The 22,262-nt window shown below is 55.6% G+C and carries 21 protein-coding genes; 7 read left to right on the top strand and 14 right to left on the bottom strand.

Annotation, left to right across the window (positions count from 1 at the left end; genetic code table 11):
- Nucleotides 1–248: 248 nt before the first annotated feature.
- From LEPIL_RS11610 to LEPIL_RS11600, 3 genes are all read right to left on the bottom strand, one after another.
- Nucleotides 249–557 carry an RNA-binding regulator gene (locus LEPIL_RS11610; protein WP_002772692.1) on the bottom strand — a complete coding sequence of 103 codons (309 nt, stop codon included), beginning with the start codon at nucleotides 555–557 and terminating at the stop codon, nucleotides 249–251.
- Between the two features lie 143 nt (nucleotides 558–700).
- A complete protein-coding gene (locus LEPIL_RS11605) occupies nucleotides 701–1,255 on the bottom strand; it encodes a hypothetical protein (protein ID WP_002772691.1) in 555 nt (184 codons plus the stop codon).
- Between the two features lie 79 nt (nucleotides 1,256–1,334).
- Nucleotides 1,335–2,600, bottom strand: a complete 1,266-nt coding sequence (locus tag LEPIL_RS11600; protein ID WP_002772690.1) for a nicotinamide-nucleotide amidohydrolase family protein — start codon at nucleotides 2,598–2,600, stop codon at nucleotides 1,335–1,337.
- An 85-nt stretch (nucleotides 2,601–2,685) separates the two neighbouring features.
- Between LEPIL_RS11600 and LEPIL_RS11595 the strand changes: the two genes are divergently transcribed.
- From LEPIL_RS11595 to LEPIL_RS11585, 3 genes are all read left to right on the top strand, one after another.
- Nucleotides 2,686–3,981: an SH3 domain-containing protein gene (locus LEPIL_RS11595; RefSeq protein ID WP_002772689.1), complete on the top strand. Its 1,296-nt coding sequence runs from the start codon at nucleotides 2,686–2,688 to the stop codon at nucleotides 3,979–3,981.
- An 82-nt stretch (nucleotides 3,982–4,063) separates the two neighbouring features.
- Nucleotides 4,064–5,005: a leucine-rich repeat domain-containing protein gene (locus tag LEPIL_RS11590; protein WP_002772688.1), complete on the top strand. Its 942-nt coding sequence runs from the start codon at nucleotides 4,064–4,066 to the stop codon at nucleotides 5,003–5,005.
- A gap of 92 nt (nucleotides 5,006–5,097) precedes the next feature.
- Nucleotides 5,098–6,252: a hypothetical protein gene (locus LEPIL_RS11585; RefSeq protein ID WP_002772687.1), complete on the top strand. Its 1,155-nt coding sequence runs from the start codon at nucleotides 5,098–5,100 to the stop codon at nucleotides 6,250–6,252.
- On the opposite strand, the gene LEPIL_RS22095 is transcribed toward LEPIL_RS11585, so the two are convergent.
- The 3 genes from LEPIL_RS22095 to LEPIL_RS11570 are packed head-to-tail and all read right to left on the bottom strand — an operon-like array spanning nucleotide 6,230 to nucleotide 10,872.
- Complete coding sequence (locus tag LEPIL_RS22095) at nucleotides 6,230–8,785, bottom strand: transporter substrate-binding protein (RefSeq protein WP_002772686.1); 2,556 nt, start codon at nucleotides 8,783–8,785, stop codon at nucleotides 6,230–6,232. The genes LEPIL_RS11585 and LEPIL_RS22095 overlap by 23 nt on opposite strands.
- Nucleotides 8,782–9,795: a diacylglycerol kinase catalytic domain-containing protein gene (locus LEPIL_RS11575; RefSeq protein WP_002772685.1), complete on the bottom strand. Its 1,014-nt coding sequence runs from the start codon at nucleotides 9,793–9,795 to the stop codon at nucleotides 8,782–8,784. The genes LEPIL_RS22095 and LEPIL_RS11575 overlap by 4 nt, the downstream gene beginning before the upstream one ends.
- A gap of 3 nt (nucleotides 9,796–9,798) precedes the next feature.
- Entirely contained in the window at nucleotides 9,799–10,872 is a 1,074-nt protein-coding gene (locus LEPIL_RS11570) for an SPFH domain-containing protein (RefSeq protein ID WP_002772684.1), read from the bottom strand.
- A 168-nt stretch (nucleotides 10,873–11,040) separates the two neighbouring features.
- On the opposite strand from LEPIL_RS11570, the gene LEPIL_RS11565 reads away from it, so the two are divergent.
- The gene (locus LEPIL_RS11565; RefSeq protein WP_002772683.1) at nucleotides 11,041–11,664 is read left to right on the top strand and encodes a class I SAM-dependent methyltransferase; all 624 of its coding nucleotides are present in this window, start codon (nucleotides 11,041–11,043) and stop codon (nucleotides 11,662–11,664) included.
- A gap of 5 nt (nucleotides 11,665–11,669) precedes the next feature.
- Here LEPIL_RS11565 and cueR read toward each other — a convergent pair whose 3' ends face one another.
- The 4 genes from cueR to LEPIL_RS11545 form a co-directional block, all read right to left on the bottom strand.
- Nucleotides 11,670–12,080, bottom strand: a complete 411-nt coding sequence (gene cueR / locus LEPIL_RS11560; protein WP_040920229.1) for a Cu(I)-responsive transcriptional regulator — start codon at nucleotides 12,078–12,080, stop codon at nucleotides 11,670–11,672.
- Nucleotides 12,081–12,132: 52 nt separating this feature from the next.
- Complete coding sequence (locus LEPIL_RS11555; RefSeq protein WP_002772680.1) at nucleotides 12,133–14,625, bottom strand: heavy metal translocating P-type ATPase; 2,493 nt, start codon at nucleotides 14,623–14,625, stop codon at nucleotides 12,133–12,135.
- A gap of 127 nt (nucleotides 14,626–14,752) precedes the next feature.
- Nucleotides 14,753–15,178: a hypothetical protein gene (locus LEPIL_RS11550; RefSeq protein WP_002772679.1), complete on the bottom strand. Its 426-nt coding sequence runs from the start codon at nucleotides 15,176–15,178 to the stop codon at nucleotides 14,753–14,755.
- Between the two features lie 300 nt (nucleotides 15,179–15,478).
- A complete protein-coding gene (locus LEPIL_RS11545; RefSeq protein WP_002772678.1) occupies nucleotides 15,479–15,910 on the bottom strand; it encodes a hypothetical protein in 432 nt (143 codons plus the stop codon).
- 202 nt (nucleotides 15,911–16,112) lie between these two features.
- On the opposite strand from LEPIL_RS11545, the gene LEPIL_RS11540 reads away from it, so the two are divergent.
- Entirely contained in the window at nucleotides 16,113–16,349 is a 237-nt protein-coding gene (locus LEPIL_RS11540; RefSeq protein ID WP_211208641.1) for a heavy-metal-associated domain-containing protein, read from the top strand.
- Nucleotides 16,350–16,355: 6 nt separating this feature from the next.
- Here LEPIL_RS11540 and LEPIL_RS11535 read toward each other — a convergent pair whose 3' ends face one another.
- The 3 genes from LEPIL_RS11535 to holA are packed head-to-tail and all read right to left on the bottom strand — an operon-like array spanning nucleotide 16,356 to nucleotide 18,875.
- Nucleotides 16,356–16,826, bottom strand: a complete 471-nt coding sequence (locus tag LEPIL_RS11535) for a hypothetical protein (protein WP_002772676.1) — start codon at nucleotides 16,824–16,826, stop codon at nucleotides 16,356–16,358.
- Nucleotides 16,823–17,800, bottom strand: a complete 978-nt coding sequence (locus LEPIL_RS11530) for an alpha/beta fold hydrolase (RefSeq protein ID WP_002772675.1) — start codon at nucleotides 17,798–17,800, stop codon at nucleotides 16,823–16,825. Before LEPIL_RS11530 ends, LEPIL_RS11535 begins: the two co-directional genes overlap by 4 nt.
- 34 nt (nucleotides 17,801–17,834) lie before the next feature.
- A complete protein-coding gene (gene holA / locus LEPIL_RS11525) occupies nucleotides 17,835–18,875 on the bottom strand; it encodes a DNA polymerase III subunit delta (protein WP_002772674.1) in 1,041 nt (346 codons plus the stop codon).
- 173 nt (nucleotides 18,876–19,048) lie between these two features.
- On the opposite strand from holA, the gene ilvB reads away from it, so the two are divergent.
- Nucleotides 19,049–20,749, top strand: a complete 1,701-nt coding sequence (gene ilvB, locus LEPIL_RS11520) for a biosynthetic-type acetolactate synthase large subunit (protein ID WP_002772673.1) — start codon at nucleotides 19,049–19,051, stop codon at nucleotides 20,747–20,749.
- A 109-nt stretch (nucleotides 20,750–20,858) separates the two neighbouring features.
- Nucleotides 20,859–21,815 carry an alpha/beta fold hydrolase gene (locus tag LEPIL_RS11515; RefSeq protein WP_002772672.1) on the top strand — a complete coding sequence of 319 codons (957 nt, stop codon included), beginning with the start codon at nucleotides 20,859–20,861 and terminating at the stop codon, nucleotides 21,813–21,815.
- A gap of 39 nt (nucleotides 21,816–21,854) precedes the next feature.
- On the opposite strand, the gene LEPIL_RS11510 is transcribed toward LEPIL_RS11515, so the two are convergent.
- The gene (locus LEPIL_RS11510) at nucleotides 21,855–22,217 is read right to left on the bottom strand and encodes a metal-sulfur cluster assembly factor (RefSeq protein WP_078123339.1); all 363 of its coding nucleotides are present in this window, start codon (nucleotides 22,215–22,217) and stop codon (nucleotides 21,855–21,857) included.
- Nucleotides 22,218–22,262: the final 45 nt, after the last annotated feature.

Raw genomic sequence — 22,262 nt, 5'->3', positions numbered from 1 at the left:
GAAGAGTGTCAGAATGCGGAATAGCTGAAGTCTTCTCATTGATCTAAGCCCCCCGAAGGAGTAAAACTGCTCGGTCGCATCTTAAACGATTCTATCCCTGAATTGCTGCCTGAGTCAAGAAACGACCTAAAAAAACTATACGGTTCACCCCGAGTGAAGAGCTGGCTGCAGCCTCCAACCCCCGCGCCCCCCAATAAAAAAGGCGACCCGGAGGTCGCCCTTGCCATGAAGGCATACGTAAGAAAATTTCAGTAGTCCTGATTTCTACGTTCGCGGAAACGATTATCACCGCGTCCGCCGCCGCCACCGTTACGCTCAACGGGACGAGCTTCATTTACTTTTAACATACGGCCCATGAACTCAAATCCGTTCAGGCTGTTAATCGCCTCAGAGGCCTCGGCATCATTGGGCATTTCCACGAAGGCAAAGCCTCTTGAGCGGCCGGTTTCTCGGTCGACGGGAATGGTTACGCGGGCCACAGTTCCGTGGGCTGCGAAAATATTCTGTAGCTCGTCGGAGCTGGCTCGGAAGGGAAGGTTCCCTACATAGATGTTCATACAGCAATCGATCCTTTCAAAAAACAAATCAAATTGAATCCAGGTAAATTGCAAACGTGAAAAAGTCAACAGCTTCCTTTCACTTTTCCGGAGATCGGCAGCGGTTCCAGAGACGCCCATCCGCTGCGTTATGTCGTGTTCAACTACCCCGCAAACTTGTGGAATTTCGTCAGGTTGTCTTTGATGACGGTGAAGATCTGCGGCAGAGCGGACTTCGGAACCTTCAGATCCTCGTTCAGGACGGCGCCGACGAAATGGCAGATGATGTCTTCGACGCCCGGCGCTCCGAAGATGTAATATACGAAGTTGCCGTGTTCGGGTTTGTCGACGGTAAACGAGCCATAGCTTGTGTACGGGTCTTTCGACATAATGATGCGGTCGCGTCTCGGCAGGTCGACGATGACGCATTCGTTGAAGCGCAGCGGAACCTGGGCCGCTCCTTCTCGCAGATAGGGCTCCATAAAGCGAAACTGGTAGTTCATCGGCTCGAAAACGACGAAGGTTTTGAATCCGTCGGAGTGGAAGGTAACGCCGGATGACGTGCTCTGGATGTTCTTCACGTTCTTGAAAGAAATCAATTCCATGACCGCATACGGGCTGTTCGGATCGAATCGGGTGACCACGATGTAGCCTTCCTGCTCGAAGGGAATATCTCCCTTCATCAATCCGTCGAATAGCTCGATCCACTTCTTCTGCATAATGAACTCCTCCCTGTTTGTCGTTATGAAACAGTAGACGATCGAAAGCTCCTGTAAACCCTTTTTGCGCCAGCTTTCGTTACGAACCTGTCCTTTTTTGCAAGAAGCGATACAATCTGAAGAGGATGCTACGGGTCGTATATTCGCGGACGCGCTCGCGATCCATGGGGTAAAAGAGCTTGAATGCGATGCGCTCGTTTGCTGTGACGATGGCCGAATAGACCGTTCCTACAGGTTTTTCGGGCGTGCCTCCGTCCGGGCCGGCAATGCCCGTTACCGAGACGGCTGCATCGGCATGAAAGGCCCGGCGCGCCCCGTCGGCCATGGCAAGGGCGCATTCTTCGCTGACGGCGCCGAACGTCGTGAGGATGCCTTCCGGAACGGAAAGCAGGTCCTGCTTGCTCTGATTGGAGTAGGTGACGGCCGATCCGGCGAAGTAGGCGCTTGAACCGGCGCGATCGGTGATCGTTTTCGCGAGCAATCCGCCGGTGCAGGATTCGGCAAACGATACGGTTATCCCTTTTTCAAGCAGCCATTCAGGAAGCAGTTCTTCGACGCTGCGATGCAGAAAGCGCTCGCCGTAGTGACTTTGAACGGCCTGCTGTAGTTCTGTGATAACCCTTTCATCGGTTTCATGTTCAAAAAAGGCCTTCAGTGAGCCGGGCATGGCGGCCACTCCCCACCGAAAGGCCGGATCGCTTTTCAATGCGTCAGCAGCAAGGGCTCCGTCATTGAAGACGGTCTTTTGAAAGTCGGATTCGGGCTCTTCATAGACATGAAACTCAACGCGATGCACGGGAGTGGCATGGATCTTTTCGCGCAATCGGTCGATGGCCATATCGCACATGGGGCGCATTTCAGAGGGCACGCCGGGCAGGGCGCAGTACCAGAGCGGTTGCGTTTCGCGCGCAACGGAGCCGAGCACTCCCGGTGCAAGTCCGGTGTTATTCGGAATAACGTCGGCGTCGGCAAGAACGCGAACCTGTCTGCGCGCGGTTTCGATATCGATGCGGCGTCGCAGACGGGCAAAGGCCTCCAGCCGGCGCAAGGCAGTCGGGTCTTCTATGAGGGCCGAGCCTGTCCACCTGCCGAGCACGTCGATCGTATGATCGTCCGACGTCGGACCGAGTCCGCCTGTCATGATCAGCGCGGTGACGTCGTTTCGCGATTGCAGCCATTGCAGATAGGCCAGTATGATTTCAGGATCATCGGGAAGGATAGATATGCCGATCACATCGAAGCCGAGGTCGGCGAGCTTGCGAGCGATTTCAGCGGAATTCGTATCGCGAGATCTTCCCTGGGCGAGTTCGGTGCCCGTCGACAGGATCCAGAAGGAGGGACGCATGACACATCGTTTTTGCACCTCTTTGCGTGAAAAGAACGATTCATCTTTCCGCTTGACAGTCGTTTCTCTGACGAGAATCAGAGATATGTCCTCACCGGCCCGTTCCTCAGAACGGACTTTACGGCTTGTCGTTCTCTTTCTGTGTATCGTGCTCGTTTCAAGTTGCGAAAAGCCGGTCAACCCGTTCGGTCCTCCGCTTTTTTATGTTTCGACGATCTCGGGATTGAGCGTGCGCGAATCGGCCGGTCTTGACGGAAAGCTCATCGATCTGATTCCCTACAACGAGGCCGTTCAGATCATCGAACGTTCCGCTCTGCCCGAAGAGATTGCCGGCAATCGCGGATTCTGGGTTAAGATTCAGTATTCTGACGGCGACGAGAAGAAGTCGTCGAAGCCATTGTCGAAGCAGGGATGGGTGTTCGACAGCTTTCTCTCTGATCGGCCGCTGGAACGTTATTTTCGCGTGCCCACGCTTGATGGCCTCGATCTGCGCGAGAAGCCCGATCTGCAGGCGAAGATCATCTCCCGTCTGCCCTATGGCACGATCGGCCTTATCGAAACGGCGGGCCGCCGTATCGATACCATCCGCGGAAGGCGCGGCTTCTGGTTTCGTACGACCTATGATGATGTGAAGGGATGGGCCTTTTCAGGCGCCGTTCTACTCGCCGGGCGTCGTTATGACCTGGAAACCGAGAATGAGCTTGATATCGACGATCGCGAGCTGGAAGAAAGCGATGCTCTTCTTGATACCGTTCTCGGCGCAGCCGTCAGCATTGAGGTGCATGATCTGAAGGATTTTCGCGTTCATGCGGCGCGTTTCCTTCTGCGCGATCATGAGATCTGCGATCGTCAGGAAAGCATTCTTGTTTTCGAGAGAAAGCGCGATGGGCAGCTCTTTCTCACAGGCGGATTCTCGAGTCGTATAGAGAAAGAGAATTATCCGTTAAGCGGAGCTCTGCTGATCCGCAGTCGCGACTGTGCCTGCTGTTCGGCCGGCGAGAAATTGCAGGCCGTCTTTCCCGATCGTGCCGGTCCGCGCATCATCGACTATCATAGAGAGAATCTGGAGGCCCGCTGCGAGGTCGATCCTCCGATGCGCAGGACCGTCTTCCGCTCCGAGAACCGCATCGATCCGGAATCGGGCGACCTTTTTCTCTTCTGGCAGGAGCCGGATTGTCGTTTTGAAGAAGAGCTGCTTGAAGAAAAGGAAGCGAAAACTGCGAAGAAGAAGCCTAAGGCCGTCAGAGTGCTTCAGGAGTTCCGGCATGATATCTTCGCCCGTGTTCGCTTTGTCGACGGACGGCTGCGCATCGATCGCTATCAGGACCGCAGCATCCCTCCATCGCTGCGAGAGGCGTGGGAACGATCCGATCCACTGTAAGAACACGTCTCAAAACCGGCTCAAGGCCCCGTTTCGATCTGACGTATAACTCTCTGTTGAGACCATCTTGCCTGGAGGCAGTATGCAGACTGACGCTCATCGCATAGCCGCACTCAGGCAGAAGTGTACTGTGGATTACCTGCATGCGATGACGACGGCGCTGATCGAGGCGCATCGTTCGGGAAGGCGCGCCTTTCTGAACGATGTCGGTCGTAAAAACGGCCTGGAGATAGAGGGCCCTCTTCTTTTCTCGAAACTGATTCTGCTGTATCATCCGGATCGTCTGCAATCCTATTTGAAAGCGATCGCCGATATCGAAGGCGGACAGAGGGCGTCGCTTGAAGATATGGAGCGCGTCTTTTCGGTTGATCCATCGATGGAACGATCGATTCGCATAACGCCCGACCGTGATGACTACGAAGGCGCCGATGAAGAGTGGGAGTACGGCGAAGAAGATTTTGATTCCGTGCGCTCCGCGTGGTTCGACAACGAGGTGGACCCTTATGGCTCTGACGGTGGCCCTGATCTCGATGATATTGACGATCTCGACTATGGCGAGACGGCCGATGAAGGGCGCACGCTTTTTGAGGCGGTACAGGCCAGAGAATACGGCGCCCATAACGTCGGGCTGGAACCGCATCATCTGGATTACTTTCAGGGAACGATGGACCTCTCGGATTACGAAATCGACGATCTGGCCGGGGCCGAGTATCTGATTCATGTTCGTGTGCTTAACCTGAGCGCCAATCACATAAGGAGCCTGCGCCGCCTGCGCGGCCTCGTAGAACTGGAAGAGCTCTATCTCGCCGGTAATGATATCGATGATCTCTCGGGCATCGAATCGCTGCACCGTCTGCGACTGCTTGATCTGGAAAACAATCGTCTTGAAGATATCGAGCCGCTTCTCGATTTGCCCGCTCTCGAATTTGTGAACCTGCTCGGTAACCGCATCGCCCCCTCGCTTATAGGGCGCCTCAGAGAGAGAGGCGTGATCGTTCTCACCGATGCATTGCTGCTCGGCTGATGGCAGGCGGCTCGCTGCTTTTTGCCTGTATCGTTGTATCAAGGGCGTGGAAAAAGCTTTGCGTGTAGAGGCGTGCTGGATTTTCTGCGACGATGAAATTATCCGTTACGGTTCGTTCTGCCGTTTGTTTCGCCGCGCTGTTCGTACTTTTTTCCTGTCAGGGATCGCCGGCTACGACTCCGAAAAAAGAAGGCGAGCCGGTTCTCAAATTTATCGTATCAAACGCCATTCAGTCCTATCTGCCCGATCTCAATCCGCAGAAGATGAACGCCTCGCCCGTCGAGGCCTTTGAATATATGCGCAGTCGCAGCGATGCGTTCTGCGAGCAGGTCTGGAAAGGTCGTCGCCCCACTCCCGATCTTGTGCCCGGCTTTGTAACGCCCGCTGCCTTCGAGAAAGAGGGCCCTTTCGCGAATCTGGAATCACCGGTTCCAAAACTGATGGCCGGATGCTGGAACTTTTTCAAGATGAACGACACACGCCCCGATCTTGACTTTGCTCCCGTTATGGCGCTTTTCCCGAAGGAGAAAAAAGAGTGCTTCAGTGTCGGCCTGATTCAACCGTATCTGATGCATTCTCTTCTGGATTGCAAAACGTTAACCATGCTTGATATCGACTGGCGTATCATCGATGCCCATCGTCAGATCCTTGCTCTTTATGACGCGGAGGCGATGAAGGATGAGGCATCTTTAACCGCTTCGGTGACGACGCTGAATCTTGGCTGGTCTGCGCGTTTTGATGGCAGGCCCATGGAGAAACGCCTGACCGCCTCGCTCGACGCCCTCTGCTTTGCCGGCGAGAAATCTCGCTGCGTGCAGACGCTGCTTACATTCCAGAAGAAATACTCCGCTCTTGAAAGCGTGCGTCTGCAGATTTCGTCGTTGCACGAAGCCGATTACAGCATCGCCGCCGATTCGATGGGCGTCGTCTTCTTGAGTAATGCTATCGAAGATCTTTACACGCCGCCCGAGCAGTTTGCGTTGATGATGGAGAATATTCAAAAGACGATGAGGCAGGGGCAGCGTATGCTTTTCGTTCATCATGCGGCCGGTCGGGCGCAATTCGGGCTCTATGTCGTCGAGAAGGCCGATCAGTTAAAGGTGACGACGCTCTGCAAGGATAACTATCTTTCGTCGCCTGTCGGGACCGTGTATCCCTATCGCACGCATTTCGATCGTATCAGCGAGACGAAGGCCCCGCCGCTCTGCGCTGGCTGGCGACCTGTTACTCCGGCTCCGCAACCGTAATGCGATTGCGGCCTTCTTCTTTGCTACGATAGAGGGCGTTATCGGCCTCGTGAATAAAGAAGGCCGACGTATGCTTTGCCCGCGGCAGAATACTCACGATGCCGATGCTCAGCGTTACCCATTGCGAGATATCCGATTCCTCATGCCGTATCTGCAGCGCCTCCACATCGGCGCGCAGTTTCTCGGCCAGCAGCAGAGCCTGAAAGGCGTCCGTTCCGGGAAGTATGACGGCAAACTCCTCGCCGCCGTATCGGGCGGGTAACTCGCCGGCCCGACGGAACAGAGCGGCAAGAAGATGACCGATTTTTATGAGGCATTCGTCGCCGGCCTGATGACCGTATCGGTCGTTGTATTTCTTGAAATAATCTACGTCACAGAAGAGAAGCGAAAGCGAGCGTTTATCACGGCGAGCCCGCCGAATCTCGGCATCAAGCGTTTCGTTAAAGAGTCGTCGATTTGCCACGCCCGTAAGCTCGTCACGTGTCGCCAGCTCGATCAATCGAGCGTTCGCCGATTGCAGCTCTTTTGTGCGGTCCTTTACGCGACGCTCCAGCTCCACGTTAGCTGCGTGCAGCGCTCGCTGGGCCAGCATGCGTTCGGTGGCGTCTCGGGCAATAAAGAGCACCGTATTTGCGCTGAGCGGAGAGATACGCGCCTCGAACCAGTGCTCGACGCCGTCCACTATGAGAGAATACTCGACGGTTAACGGTTGATGCACGTGCAGGGCTTTTTGAATAGAGCCCAGAAAGAATTCCGTCTGCTCCTTCGGGAAGAAGTCGGCCAGCGTGGCGGCGTCTGCGCCTTTCTGCTTCAGCAGATCAGACGTTGTGGGCGCCACCTCGTCGAGAGAGCCGTCGTCGCGAATTACCAGTATGACGTCGGTCATCGAAGAGAAGAGCGTTCGCAGCTTCTCTTCAGAGCGTCGCAGCGCCTCCGCCGCTTCGCGTTGCTGCGTGATGTCTTCGCCGATGCTGACGACGCCGGTAATCTCCTGGCCCCCTTCCATAAGAAGAGTGTTCGACCAGCGCAGGATCAGCGTCTCGCCTGCCTTTGTGCGAATGGTCTGTTCGAGCTTCGGCTTGATCTTGCCGGATCGCATCGCTGCAAGATACTTCTCGGGCAGCTCGGGCCTCTGCGGAACAAACTGCTCGAACCAGTTGCGCTCGATAATCTCGGATCGTTTCCAGCCCGTCTTCTGTAAAAGCGTCTGGTTCGCGTATACGATGCAGCCGCGTTGATCGAGCACGACGGCCACTAACGAAGTGTGCTCGAGGATCTGCCGGAATCGGCGCTGTGATTCGCCGACCGCCTCTTCAAGTAATTCGCGCTGATGAATCTCGCTTTCGAGCTTCTGTCTTGATAGTTCGAGCGACAGCGTCCTTTCGCGCACCCTGTCTTCGAGTTCGTGCTGATATCTATGCAGCTCTTTCTCGATCTCTTTCTGCTTCTGATTCTTTCGTTCAAGCAGAAGGGAAAGGTGAACGGAGTCTGCATAGCCGGCCATCGCCTGTTCGGCCAGTGGGCGCAACTCGAAATCCGTAGCTTCAAGACCGAGATAGGGGAGCGGCGAGAGTCGTTCTCTGTGCTGAACCTGTTTACCGTGTGCAGTAAGCTGTACGATCAGAGTATCCTGCTCGATGTGCAGATTGTTTCTTAGCCCGGCCGTACCGAAATCCGTATCAAGCTGCAAACCGGGAAGCGCCTGCCGGATCGCCGCTGGCGAGATGTCATCGGCTACAAGGGCTGCCTTTCTCCAGAGATGAATGGAATGGCGAGCGCCCGTGGCGGCGATACTGGCGTCTGGATGTGTGCAGAGAACGAAAAGGTTATCCGTATTTGAAGAGTAAGATTCGCCGTTCAGAGAGGCAAAGGCCTGAGCGAAAGAATGTTCATTGAGCAGTCTCTGTAACCGTGCCGTATCGTTACCCGAGCAGCTTACGGCGACAAGTTCAGTATCGGCGTTCAGGGCTTCGAGTATGGCCTCTTCTTTCTGTTCGTCTTTGAGCGGTTCCGGTATATAGAATTCCCCGGCAAAACGAACCCCCGATTCGAGAGCAAGCAGATGCAGCATGCGACCGAGCACGCGCTGATACACCATATCGCTGCCGAGATGAAAGATGCTTTTCTTGCCCGTTGCTTTCATCCAGTGAAAGAGAGGCAGCAGTTGCTGATTCAGGGTCAGGCCTGTGTAAACGATCGAGGGAGAGGCTTCGAAGCCTTCGTGTGGAGCGGGAAAGAAAAGCAGGGCGCCGGCATCCTCGATAAGCGGACGCACGGATTTTCTCGAAACGGAGCTGTAGCCGCCGGCAAAAAAACGGATGCCTTTGCCGAGAAGCTCAAAGGTGCGCTCGGCGAATATCTCGGGCGAAGAGCATCCATCGGTGATGACGGGCTCAACGCGAAAGCCGAGCAATCCTCCGGTAGCGTTGATCTCGTCGATGGCGTCGAGGGCGTTCTGTAAAACGGCTCGCTCCGTCAGCTCCATAGAGCCGCTCAAGGAATGCAGAAGCGCTATGGGAATGACCTGGCTCATGAGATCTTTTCCGCTACGAGCAGGTTCGTTCGTTTATCAGAGACCGAGACACGGGCCACAGTGCCCGAGTTGAATTGCATGAAGTCCCACTCCATGCCGTCAGAAAAGATGACTCCGCTTTCTGGCATATGACTTTCAAGAACAAGATCTTCTCCTTCTTCGATGAAGCCGGCGACGATATCGGTCTGGCTGACCTGACTGCGAAAGGGCTCGCGAACGAGAAAAAGCAAGCGGCGTTCTTCCCATGTGAGACGCGGCGCCGCAAGAGGCGACTGTGAAAGAGACGAAGACGCATCCGGGCTTTTTGGCTGCGTTTTATTCTGCGACTTTTTGGATATACTCTGCGGCTGCAATCCGGCGAACTGTGCGATGCCGGCCGTCTGATTGTAAAGCGAGCTCATCCAGCCGGTGCTGCCGGCCGGAGTCGAAACGATAAGCCCGCTTGAAGAGTGGTTTTCGACGGCGTTGCGATATCGGATCGAGTATCGGGCGCTCGTATGCGTTTTCGGCCCGATAAAAAGATCGTTGAAGGCGAGAAGCTCCTGCCCGTCGTTAAGCGCGGCCTTTGCCATCGTTATCGGACGCACGCCGAGCGCATCTGCTTCGTAGGCCTCGATGGTCTTCTGAACGTCGTCGACCTTGAAAGGCAGCAGGATGCCATCGAATCGCGCCGGATCGGGGTTCACGGCGAGAATGTTCTGTCCGTCGAGGTATTTCGCCGTGTTGACGACGAGGCCGTCCTGGCCGAGCGTGAGCACAAGATCATCGGGAGCGAAAACATAGTTAGGAAGAAAACTGCGATCAAGTTCGAGGAACTTCACGCTGCGCGGAATGGCGCGAAGCACCGCCTCGCGCGCTTCGCTGTACGTCATGTCTTCGAGCTCGTAGTCGTCGAAGGACTGGCCGCGGCTCTGCACATAGAACTCCGCCTGCGACTTCGTGTTGAAGCGCCGTTTCAGCTCTTCAAGCCGCGTCGGACGCCTGACGACGATGATGCGTTCCAGCTGCATGCCTTATTTTTTCGGCGCCCTATCGATGAGGGATTCAAGAAGTTCGGGACTGATGTTCAGATTACCGATCTTATCGGCGTTGCGCGAAAGGTCGCGCATCGCTCGAGCCACCATGCTTCCCGCGTCCATGTGATTGAGAAGCAGCGCCTCGACCAGTTCCGGGCTGAGATCGCGCAGCAGAGCGAGCTCCATGCGCGTCGCCTCGGATTTTGCCTTCGCCTGTTCGATCAGGTTATGCGAGGTATTGGCCACAAGCTCGCGGCGGCGCTCTTCAAGCTGGATCTCGGCCTCGAGTTTTTCCTGTTCGATCTCTTTGCGTTTTCGTTCGAGGCTTCGCGCCGATTCCATCTTCGTCTCTTCGACGACGCGCACCTTCTCCTGCACGGCGATCTCGGCGTTCATCTGCTCTTCGCGGATGATGCGGTTCTTTTCTTCGACGGCGATCTGCGTTTGCAGCTCGTTTTCTTTGATGCGTCGCTCCTGCTCGACGGCGAAGTTGCGTCGCTCGTAGACGGCCTGATCGGCCTCTTTGAGCAGCATCTCTCTTGCCGTCGCCTCAAGCGCTCTTGCCATATCGGGCGTGGGGCTGATCTGTAAGATGGTAAAGTCAAGAAGCTCAAGACCCAGCGCCGTCAGCGTTTCGTTTTCTTTAAGGCGTGTGCGCACATGCTCGACAAGCATCGTTCCCGAGGTAAGCGCCTCGCGAAGCGTCAGGCTTTTGAGCTTTTCGCGCAGCGTGATCTGCACGACGTTCGTAAAACGGACGGGAAGCTTTTCCATTCCGTCGCCGGTGTAGCGTCCGTGAATATCGACGGAGAAATCAAGAAGCGTCGCAAGCTTCAGCGGATCAATGATGGAGTAAGTGAACTGGCCCTGAATGGCGACGTTTTGGAAATCGGCCGTCGTTTCGTTAAAGATGCAGTTCGCATCCCGGCTGCCGGCCGGAACGATGACAAGGCTTGAAGAGGGAGCATAATAGAAGAAGCTGAGAGCTGTACCGTGGCGCCGGGCCTTTCCGTTGCGGAAGAGGATGACGTAGTCGGTGGGACGTGTTTTTATAAAGCGAAATCCAAGCATGCAGGAATCGGACGTCTTTAGCGAAGAAGTGTCAATTGCTTTTTGTCCGTGCCTGGCTCTCTACCTGTGCAGAGATGTGTGAAGAGTCGATACGCGAAAGGGCGAGTGGCAAAGGAAGCGACGCCAAAAATGCTGGCCGGGCTGACCGTATACCTGTATAGTGTATAAATGTCTGCTCATTTTGACACCGCAGCGCAGACGTGGGATGAAAACCCCGGACGTCTGGCCATGGCCGAAAGGCATGTGCAGGTTTTCCTATCGCATCTGACGTTTCGCTCCGACATGACGCTGCTTGACTATGGAGCCGGCACCGGACTTGTTTCGCTCGGCCTGCGCCCTCATGTCGGTTCGGTCATTGGCATGGAGCCATCACAGGGCATGGCGGATCGCTTTCGCGAAAAGATCGTCCGGGGTGGACTGACAGGCGTAGAGGCGAGAGTTTTTGATCCACATGAGGCGCTATTGCCCGGTGTCGCCGACCGCACGATCGACGTCATCGTTTCGACGATGACCTTTCATCATATTGAGGATATCGAGTCCGTTCTGCGTGAATTTCACCGTGCTTTGAAGCCGGGCGGTCGGATCGGCGTCATCGACCTCGAAACCGAAGACGGAAGCTTTCACGATGATCCGAATGCCGGCGAGCTGCATCATGGCTTCTCAAAGGATCAGCTTGAAACGGCCGCGTTAGCCGCCGGCTTTGACGATGTGACCGTCGAAACGGCCTTTGTACATCTGAAGCAGAAGACGGGGCGGGAATATCCGATGCTTCTTTTGAAAGGGCGCCGCTAAACATCTCAGTGACAGGCGGCGTCTGACGATTCGCCCGCCAGATCGGCAAGGATGGGACAATCCGGCCTTCCATCGCCGTGACAGTGGTTGATCAGATGATTCAGCGTCGTCGCCATGCTCTGCATCTCAGCAATCTTCTGTTCCAGTTCTTTCAGATGAGCGGCGGCAAGACGCTTCACATCCTGACTTGCACGTCGGCGATTCTGCCATAGGCCGAGCAGATGTTTGATCTTTTCGAGGGAAAAGCCCAGGCCTCTGGCCCGTTTGATAAAACGAAGCGTGTGCACGTCGTTGTCGTTATACAGTCGGTATCCGGAATCGTTACGACCGGGCTTGCGAATAAGCCCGATCGATTCATAGTGTCGGATCAGCTTCGCGCTGACTCCGGATCTTGCGGCCACACGTCCGATGTTCAGGCCCGCTTCAGAGGATCGTTCACTGACTGGCATGGTGCTTTCCTTCGTACTATTAATGAGCTGGCCTCTTCTCTGTCTGCATGCTTGCAGGCTTCCAGCGACGCAGAAGCAGGGCGTTGGTAACGACGCTGACGCTGGAAAGCGCCATCGCCAGGCCTGCAAGGACGGGGCTCAGATACCCGGCGGCGGCAAGAGGAATGCCGATGACGTTGTAGATGAAGGCCCAGAACAATCCCTGCCTGATCTTCGCGTAAGTTCTTCGAGAGAGCTCGATGGCGTCGGGAATCAGCAGCGGATTCCCGTTCATCAGGGTGATGCCCGACGACGACATCGCAACATCGGTTCCCGTAGCCATAGCCATACTGACGTCGGCGGCGGCGAGCGCCGGAGCATCGTTGATACCATCGCCGACCATCGCCACAACCTCGCCTCTGTCGCGACGCTCTTTTACGACGTCCGCCTTTTTCTCGGGTAAGACGTTGGCGATGACTTCGTCAAGAGGCAGATCTTTCGCGATACGATCGGCGCTTGCTCTGTTATCGCCGGTGAGCATAGCCGTATGGATCTTCAGCTCTTTCAGTTTCTGTATCGTTTTCAAGGCCGTCGGCTTTATCATGTCGGCGAAGCCGAGAATGGCAAGAATGCTGCGGTTATGCACATCGACAAGAAACGATACGGTGCGCCCTTCGCGATTCAGAGGCTCGATGATCTCACCGGCGGGTAACGTCAGCTGCATCTCTTCAAGCATGGTAGCGCTTCCAAGCCGCAACGACGAATCACCGACTTTTCCTTCGATGCCGCGACCGGGCAGGGCCCTGACCTCTGTCGCTTCGGGCACGTCGATACCGGCCTTCTCGGCCGCTTTTACGACGGCATGCGCAAGCGGATGCTCGCTTGTCTTCTGTAAAGCGGCGGCTTTTATCAGCGACGCCAGTTCGTCTTCGCTTATGGGAATCAGCTCGACAAGCTCGGGGCGTCCTATGGTTAACGTTCCGGTCTTATCGAACAGAATCGTCTGGATGGCATGGGCGCGCTCAAGTGCCTCGGCGTCGCGAATCAGGATGCCAAGGCGGGCGCCGAGTCCGGTACCGACCATGATGGCAGTCGGAGTGGCAAGGCCCAGGGCGCACGGACAGGCGATGACAAGAACGGCCACTCCGTGAATCAGCGCCTGCTCCCAGTTACCGGTCAGGAATCCCCATGCGAGAATGGTAAGCACGGCGACGCCAAGCACGACGGGCACAAAGACCTCGCTGATACGATCGACCAGACGCTGTATCGGAGCACGACCAGCCTGCGCCGTCTCGACAAGTCTGATGATGCGCGAAAGCATCGTTTCGGCGCCGACGGCTGTCGTGCGTACAAGCAGCATGCCGCTTCCGTTTACCGATCCGCCTGACACGGCATCTCCCTTCCGCTTTGATACGGGTAACGATTCGCCGGTTAACATCGATTCGTCGATTTCGCTTTCGCCTTCTTCGATGACCCCGTCCACCGAAACCGTCTCGCCGGGTCGCACCATGACGACGTCGCCGCTGCGGATCTGTTCGACGGGCGTTTCGATGAAATCGTTGCCTTTTTGAACGCGGGCCATAGCCGGTCGCAGCTTCTGCAACGCTCGAATGGCCTCGGTGGTGCGGTATTTTGCCCGGCTCTCAAGAAACTTACCGAGCAGAACAAGCGTGATCACCGCCGCCGAGCTTTCAAAATAAAGGCCTGCATGATGGGCATGCTCGCCTGCCGTGAGCAGATGATAGAGCGAAAGTCCGAAGGCCGCCGACGTGCCGAGAGAGACAAGCAGATCCATGTTGCCTGATTTCGCGCGCACCGCATGATAGGCCGCTTTGTAGAAACGAGCTCCGAATAGAAACTGAACGGGCGTGGCCAGAAGAAGCTGCCACCAGCCCGGTAGCATTGCCGCGAATCCGAAGGGCTCAAGAAGCATCGGAATAACGAGCGGAAGCGTTAACAGAATGGAAGCGGCAAGAGTCCTTTTCTCGCGTTGAAGCTTGCGCTCCGCTTCTTGCTGACGCTCTTCGGCCGCCGACTGAGAGCTTACCGGCAATTGCGCCGTATAACCCGCCTCTTCAACGGCGCGAATCAGATCGGCCGTAGAAACGGCTCCGACAGGAAAGCGCACATGGGCCTGCTCGGTCGCCAGATTCACAGAGGCATCAAGAAGGCCGGGTAGTTTGCGAAGCGCTTTCTCTACTCGATTCACACAGGAGGCGCAGGTCATGCCGCCGATCTCCAGATCGAATTCTTCGAGTGGAACGCCATAGCCGCTATCTGTTACGGCATCGATGGCCGACTGTAGTGCCGCATTATCTCGCAGCGCCAGCTCGGCCTTTTCCGTCGCCAGATTCACCGAAACGCCTTCGACGCCGTCGGCCTTTGCGACGGCCCGCTGAACACGTCCGACACAGGCGGCGCATGTCATGCCCTCAATCGGAATAGATATGGGCAGCGAGGTCGGAATCGAGACGGGCACGGAGCCCGTAGTGGGTATCGTTTTCGCTGTCTGGTCGCCTGTATCGGTTTTCATAATGTCTTCCTGTATTATTCCGGCGAAGCCGCTGGCTTCCCGTCATCTTCTCGTTGATACAGTTCAATGTAAACCTTCCCATGATGGGAAGGTCAAGCGCGGCGAGAAAAATTTGCATCGCCGGCATCTACAGGCAGGAATACCAGAATCCGGGGCGTCCGTCGAAACCGGTCATGATATTCCCCTGAAAGGGATGGCTGACGCTATTGAATGCAAAGGGAACCGTTTCCATCGGGCAGTTCATTGCGAAAACCCGGGTAAAGAAGATCGTCATAGAGTAGCTATCCTGACACGGAAAAAAGCGAATACGCTCGACGCATCCTTCCACATCGCTTCTTCGAAGTAGTATCGACTTGTTCTCGGCGTCGAGGCAGAGGGACTGCTGCAGGGCATAGGTCTCTGCCTCGACCGCTTCGGGATGGCAGCGAAGAACGTTAGAAAGAGCGGCCAGTTTCAGTTCCTGCAGCGCCTCGCCCGTCGATACGGTCTCATCGCCATCAACGCCGAACGTGCAGCTTGAGAGTATTACGAAAACAAGAAGAATGCGGCGCATTGATGGCAATTGTAGACGGATTGTGTGGATCTGTCAAGTAGCAACAGAGAGACTGAGCGGAGAACTTCTCTTTGATTTTCTCTGCCCTCTATCTCTGTGCCCTCAACGCACTCAGAGGTTTAATTCCGCCGCTTTCGCCAAATGCCAGAAAACCCTTTACCGCGAAAAACGCGAAAGACGCGAAAAAATCTCAGAAAGCTGCGCTGTCAGGTGAGTCTTACCCGCTGTATCGTTGAAACCTCTCTGCCTCACACCCAAATGCCGGGCATTGCCGGTTTCGTTCGACCCCGACGTTATAACTCAATAGCAGCCGTAATAGAACTTGCTCTGTGAGGATGTCAGGTCAGTAAGAAGGTTACCCTGAAGCGGATGACTGACATTATTGATCAAGAAAGGCACCGTTTCGATCGAGCAATTCATGGCAAAATTCGTGGCGATGATATCAGAGGTAAAGGCAGAGTCCATGCAGGGAAGCACAGCCGTGCGATCGACGCAGCCCAGGACGTCGCTGCGCCGCACTAACATGTCGGGATCAGAGGCCTTAATGCATGTGGACTGCGGCATGGTCATCAGCCCGAAGCCCGTACTCTCCCCATCACGACAACGCAGGTACACCGAAAAGGCCGCCTTAGAAAGCATACCTGCCGCTTCCCTTGCTCTAACGGTCTCATCGCCGTCCACGCCGACTGTGCAGCTTGATAGGATCGCAAGAACCAGAAGAATACGGCGCATCAGTGGCAATTGTAGACGAATTGTGTGAGCCTGTCAAGCGGTGAAAGAGAGACTGAGCGGAGGCCTTCTCTTTGATTTTCTCTGCCCTCTATCTCTGTGCCCTTAGCGCCCTCCGAGGTTTATTCCCTCTGCTCGCGCTTTACAGTGATTTTTTTCTTTTTCGACACTTGACCTTCCCACTATTGGAAGGTGTAGACTGTGCTTGAGAACGGAAAAATCCGGTCTACAGGAGCTTGAGATGTACGAATATACCGTAGAAGGCATGAGCTGTAATCATTGCGTGATGGCCGTGAAGAAGTCGGTCGGCGCCGCTGATCCGGCGGCTAAGGTCGAGGTCGATCTGGCGACGCAAACCGTGAAGGTCGAATCGACGGCGGCGAAAGAGGTCATCGCCTCTCGCATCGAAGAGGCCGGTTATCCGGTGCTTGCAGGGAAGTAAGCCGGCCTAAAGGCATCCGTAGTAAAACGGCGAGGCGCTTTCGCCGCCAAGTGCCGTTGCGACGGGAATATTTCCCTGAACGGGATGGTTCACGTCGTTCAGCAGAAAGGGCACCACCTCAACAGGGCAGGCAAGGGCAAGCTGCGTGGCGAAAAGCCCGGTCTGATAGGGGTTCTCCATACAGGGCAGGGCCAGCACGAGATCGGAGCAGCGGTTAACGTCGCTTTCCAGAACGAGAAGATCAGGGTTATTCGCGGCGATGCAGAGCGTTTGTGCGAATCCCATGAGTATGGGGCCCGACTGAGCCTGTTGAGCATCAGGATGACAACGCATCGCCGTCGCCGTAGCGGCGATGCGCAGTCGTGAAGCCGCTTCGGCCGCATCGATGGTGGCGTTTCCGTCCACGTGCAGAATGCAGGCAGTCGCAGAAAACAGGATTACGAGTATGCAGAATGCCGATAGAAATGTCTGTTTCATGGGCTTATCCTCGGTGAGGGAATCGGCGATGAAATCGGTGCAGCGTGAGAATGGCCGTAAAGAAACTCGTCGATTACGCTATGGAACTGATCGCTGTGACTTATATACGGAAAATGACCGGCCTCATGCAGCGTAACGCGCTTCGCCTGCGGGTACGTACCGACGAGCATCTCCCGTAATTGCTCGCTTACAAGCGGATCGTTATCCGAATCGACGATGAGCATCGGTGTAAAAGGGGCGGCCGGCTGAAAGGACTCCATGACGCAGAGGTAGCGACCGTAGAGTTGCGCTTTCGTCATGCCGCCTGATGCAAGTGTCATCAGATGAGCTCGCAGAAGAGGTGAATTCTGTGAGGCGGGCAGGACGCGCTTTTCAAGGCCTGCACGATAGATGCTGAAAACGACAGGCTCGGGCAGAAGGCGGAGCGCCCATCCCTGAAGGCGATTCTGCTCGGCGATGATGTCATTCGGCGGAAAGGTGTTCAGAAGCGCGGCACGCTCAAAGCGCTGCGGATGCTGCGCCAGAAGATACTGCGTCAGGTAACCTCCGAGCGATGTGCCCATAACGATCGTGCGGTCGATATTCTCGGCATCGAGTATATCGATGATGCCTTCGCTTAACCCCTGTAGCGTGCGCGCAGGAGGATAGGTAGGAGCGATGACGGTGAAATGCTTTTCGTAGCTCTCAATCTGCTGCCACCACAGATCGGCCTCGCCGCCCATGCCATGCAATAGCAGAAGCGCCGGCCCGCTGCCGTGCTTGCGGTAGGTCCAGACCTGTCCGTTACGTTCGAGTCGTTTGACGGGACGCTCTCGAAAGGCGCTGTAGGCTGCGATAGTCTCGGGGGCGACTTGCTGACTGAAATCGGCAAACGAAGCCGCCTCGCGCATCGACGAGGGAAGATTATACAGGGCGGTGACGAAAAGAGCAAAAGCGGCAATTATGATATAGAGGATCTTCTTTAATCGCTTCATGATTTCGCTCTCCGTGGCTCTGCATCTCGGTTGCTTACGTCTGGAAGAAGATGTCCATGGCCTTCTTCTCGAAAAAAACCGCCTGATGGTCGAGAGGTACGTTGAGGCGAAAGGAGCTGGACGTTTCGGTGATGATTTCGTATAACCGCTCCAGCCGCTCCGCTCCGAATCGCTGCGTTTCGTCTGACAGGCGTTTGAGCGCCTTCTTCTGTATAAAAGGATGTCGGTTTTTTAATCCGACTGTTGCAAGAGTTTCTTCTGGCGAGAGATTGAGAGCTCTGCATATACGATAGCGTCTCAGTTCGTCGGTGCGGTTCAGAAGCTGCTTTAACAGAGCGAGAAAGTTATCCTCGGGCGGACTGAACTTCATCATCTCTCGTGAGAAGGTGTAGATGTCGCCCGTGAAGCAGGCGTCGACAAGGCGGAACATATCCCATCCGGCCTTAGGAAAGAGGATGTCGCGCACCTCTTCAAGCGTGACGGCATGATTCTTCGTATGCATCTCTTTCAGACGCTTGAGGGCGTCCTGGACGGCGCCTTCGCGCGGAGACACGCGTTCGCGAATCTCTAAAAGCGCCTCTTCGGTCAGCTCCAATCGCAGATACATGGCCGCCCGTCGAATGGCCTCTTCCATGTTATCTGCATACAGGTTCTTCGTTTGCAGATGGATAAGCCGATCGCCGAACAGCTTGAGCATGGCCTTTGTCGGCTCTCCCTCGAAATAGAGGGCCAGCATCGTGTGCTCGGGCAGGTTGCTGAAGTTCTGCTGCTCGGGAGAGCGTTCGTTAGACAGAATATAGCGGAAGATGGGCTCGGCGTTCTTTACGACAAACAGGCGATAGGGCGAGAAAAGCGGCAGATTGAAGGCTCCGGCGACGAGGACCGCTGCATCGTTCTGTTCGCCCGTGAGCAGGGTGAGCTCAACGGCCTCATGCTTGAGCAGCTGGCTGCGGATGAAATCCTCCGTATGGTCGAAGATGGACGGATCGGAGCCCGACACAAGGACAACCGGAGGCTGGCTGATGTCGATGCCTTTGAGCTTTGCGAGCAACTCGTGAGAGTCCTTTACCTGCACAGTCCCAGGCTGAGATGATCCTGTCTGCTCGCCAGCGATTTTTACTTTTCAGGACGCTCTGTGACTCTAATATGGAGGAATCGCGCTGTTCTGGCTGCCACAGGGCAGAGAGCATGCGAAACCTCAGACAATCTGAGAACCATTCTGAGAGCAAACCTGCGAGGATATCTGCCATGAAAAAAACCGGCGCAAAACTGATGGTCGATCTGATCCAGTCTCACGGCTTCGAGCTTGCCTTCGGATATCCGGGTGGAGCCATCCTGCCCTTTTACGATGAACTGTATCATTCCGGCTTTCGCCATATCCTCGTGCGACACGAGCAGGGAGCCCTGCATATGGCCGAGGGCTACGCCCGCGCAAGCGGACGTCCTGGCCTCTGTATTGTGACAAGCGGTCCCGGAGCGACCAATGCGGTCACGGGCATCGCCGATGCGAAGATGGATTCCATTCCTATCATGGTGATCTCAGGGCAGGTACCGGCGGCGGCCATCGGCAGCGACGCCTTTCAAGAGGCCGATATGTTCGGCATTACCATTCCGATTACGAAATACAACGCCCTTGTGAAAGATGTCGATGAGCTGGCCGATACCTTCGAAGAGGCCTTCGCCATGCTGACGGCAGGCCGTCCGGGGCCGGTTCTGATCGACTTCCCGAAAGACGTGCAGACCGGACAGACGGCCAATGTACGCGGTACGAATAAACTGAGCGAACGCTTTCGTTCCTCGCCTCCCGTTTCGGGTAATATCGAAGGCCTGGCCGCCGCTCTGAATAGCGCGAAGCGTCCGCTGCTTTATATCGGCGGCGGGGCGATTAACGCGAAGGCCTCTTCTGAGATCCGCACGCTTGCAGAAAAGGGGATGATTCCGGCGACGTGCACGCTGATGGCCCTTGGCGCCTTCCCTGGAACGCACATCCTGTCGCTGGGCATGCCCGGTATGCATGGAACGGCGACGGCGAATAAGGCCATTCTGGAATGCGATTTTATTCTCTCTCTCGGCGCTCGCTTTGATGACCGCGTCGCCGGTGTTCCCGGCGATTTCGCTGCAGGCGCCGTGAAGGCTCATATCGATATCGACTCCGCCGAGATCAACAAGCGCGTCGAGGTCGATTATTATATTCATGGCGACCTGAAAGAGGCTCTGCAAGCCATCATTCCTTTTGTTGAATCGAAAGACCGCTCGGAATGGGTCAATCATCTCGAGGAATACAAGAATCGTTATCCTCTCGAATTCGAAGACAGCGAAGAGGTGATCAAGCCGCAGCGCTTCATGAAACGCTTTTACGAGAAGTCCGAGGGCAAGGCCATCGTCGCCACCGACGTGGGTCAGCATCAGATGTGGTCGGCGCAGTACTATCTCTTTGATCAGCCGAATCGCTGGCTGACATCGGGCGGACTGGGTACGATGGGCTATGGCCTGCCGGCTGCCATCGGCGCGAAGTTCGCTAAACCCGACGATCTGGTCGTCTGCGTCACCGGCGACGGCTCGTATCAGATGTGCATCCAGGAGCTGGCGACGATTCGTCAGTATAACCTCGGCGTCAAGATCGTGCTTCTGAATAATACCTTCCTCGGAATGGTGCGTCAGTGGCAGGAGCTTTTCTATGAAGAGCGCTTCTCGGAATCCGAATGGCAGTATAACCCGAACTTCGTGAAACTTGCCGAGGCCTATGAGATTCCGGCCATGAGCATCGCCTCGCCCGACGAGATCGATCAGGGTATCGACTTCTTGCTTGCCGACGACGGTCCGGCATTTCTTGAAGTCGTGATTCCGTCTGATGAGAAGGTCTTCCCGATGATCCCGGCCGGAAAATCGCAGCGTGATATGATTCAGTTCTCTGATCTTTTCAAGCAGAAACAAAACGTGAAGAAATAAGTAGAAACCGTGGTTTCTCGCGATTCAAAAGCCGGCAGCGATGCCGGCTTTTGAATTTGCCTGGAGAATTCTTCTTGCCTTTCTTTCGGCCTGAACCCAGGGTTGCGTTATGCATCTTCTTTACTGGATTCTGCCGCCTGTTGTTCTTCTGCTGATCGTTTATTTCGGGTTCCCCGGCCTGTTCTATGGCCTCGTTCTCTGGTTCGAGCGCTTTCGCGCCGGCTGGAGCGAGAAGATCGCTACGATTGAAAATCGTCCGGTTTATTATCTGGATTCCAATAAAGACCCGGCGCCCGATCGCGACATCCTGCTTTTCGTGCATGGCTTTGCCGGTGACCGCGACAACTGGGGGCGTCTTGTCGCTCATCTGCCGCGTAAATACCGTCGTGTCGCTCTTGATCTACCTGGATTCGGCGCGAGTCCTCTGGATAACGCCGATCAAACCGTCCTCTCCGCGCAGATCGAGCGGCTTCGCGCCTTCATGGATGAGCTGGGTCTTGACCGCGTTCATCTTTTCGGATGCTCGATGGGCGGTCATCTGGCCGTGCATTTCGCCGTGAAATATCCGCAGCGTGTGCGCTCGCTTCTGCTGTTTGACCCGAGCGGGATCGAGCAGGGGCGGCATTCCGATCATTTCAAGCTGCTGGCACAGGGCGTTAACTGTTTAGCGCCATCCGACTTGAAAGGGTATGATCGCATGTTCGAGATGCTTTTTACGAAGAGGCCCTTTGTCCCCGGACCTCTGAAGCGGTATCTTGGCGAGCAGGCCATCGGTCATTCGGCCTTTTTCTTGAAGGCCTGGCAGGTCGTCTTTCATGATCGCTATGAACCGCTTGAGCCGGTGCTGCCTGCACTGGCCGCCTCTAAGATTCCCGCTCAGATCTACTGGGGGAAGCAGGATCGCATTATCGGCGTCGAATCTCTGCCTGTGTTAAAGACGGCCCTTCCAGACGCCGAGACCCATCTTTACGAGGGATGTGGTCATCTGCCGTTTCTCGAACAACCGAAGCGGACGGCGAAGCTCGTCATTCCCTTTCTTTCAAAGGTAGAACAGAGCGGTCGTTAACCTCTCTGTTCATGAGCCATTAAGGTATACGGTCGGCGATCAGAAGATGCCGAGCATCATCTGCACTTCTTCGCTGGCCATCTCACGCGGATTCCACGGAGGTGAGAAGACGATCTCGGCCTGCGCCTCTTCGACGCCTTCAACGCGCTTGCAGGCGTTGTAAACCTCTGTCTGCAGATACGGGCCGGCCGGACAGCCGATCGACGTAAGGGTCATGACGACATGCGCCTTCTTCGTTTCCTCGTCGAAGCGAACGTCGTAGATCAGGCCCAGATCGACAAGAGGCAATCCGATTTCTGGATCGATGACGCCGTAGATCTCTTTCCAGAGAGCCTTTATCTTCGGATCATCGCCTTCGTAGCGGGATGTCAGATCGAATGTTTCGGGCTGCGCTTCACTCATGGATTCAAGATAATGACGGATGTCTTTTCGGGCAACTGAATCCGG

The sequence above is a fragment of the Leptonema illini DSM 21528 genome, assembly GCF_000243335.1.
Taxonomy (GTDB): domain Bacteria; phylum Spirochaetota; class Leptospiria; order Leptospirales; family Leptonemataceae; genus Leptonema; species Leptonema illini.
The sequence above is the reverse complement of the archived record's forward strand: the minus strand, read 5'-3'. Positions and strand labels throughout refer to the sequence as shown.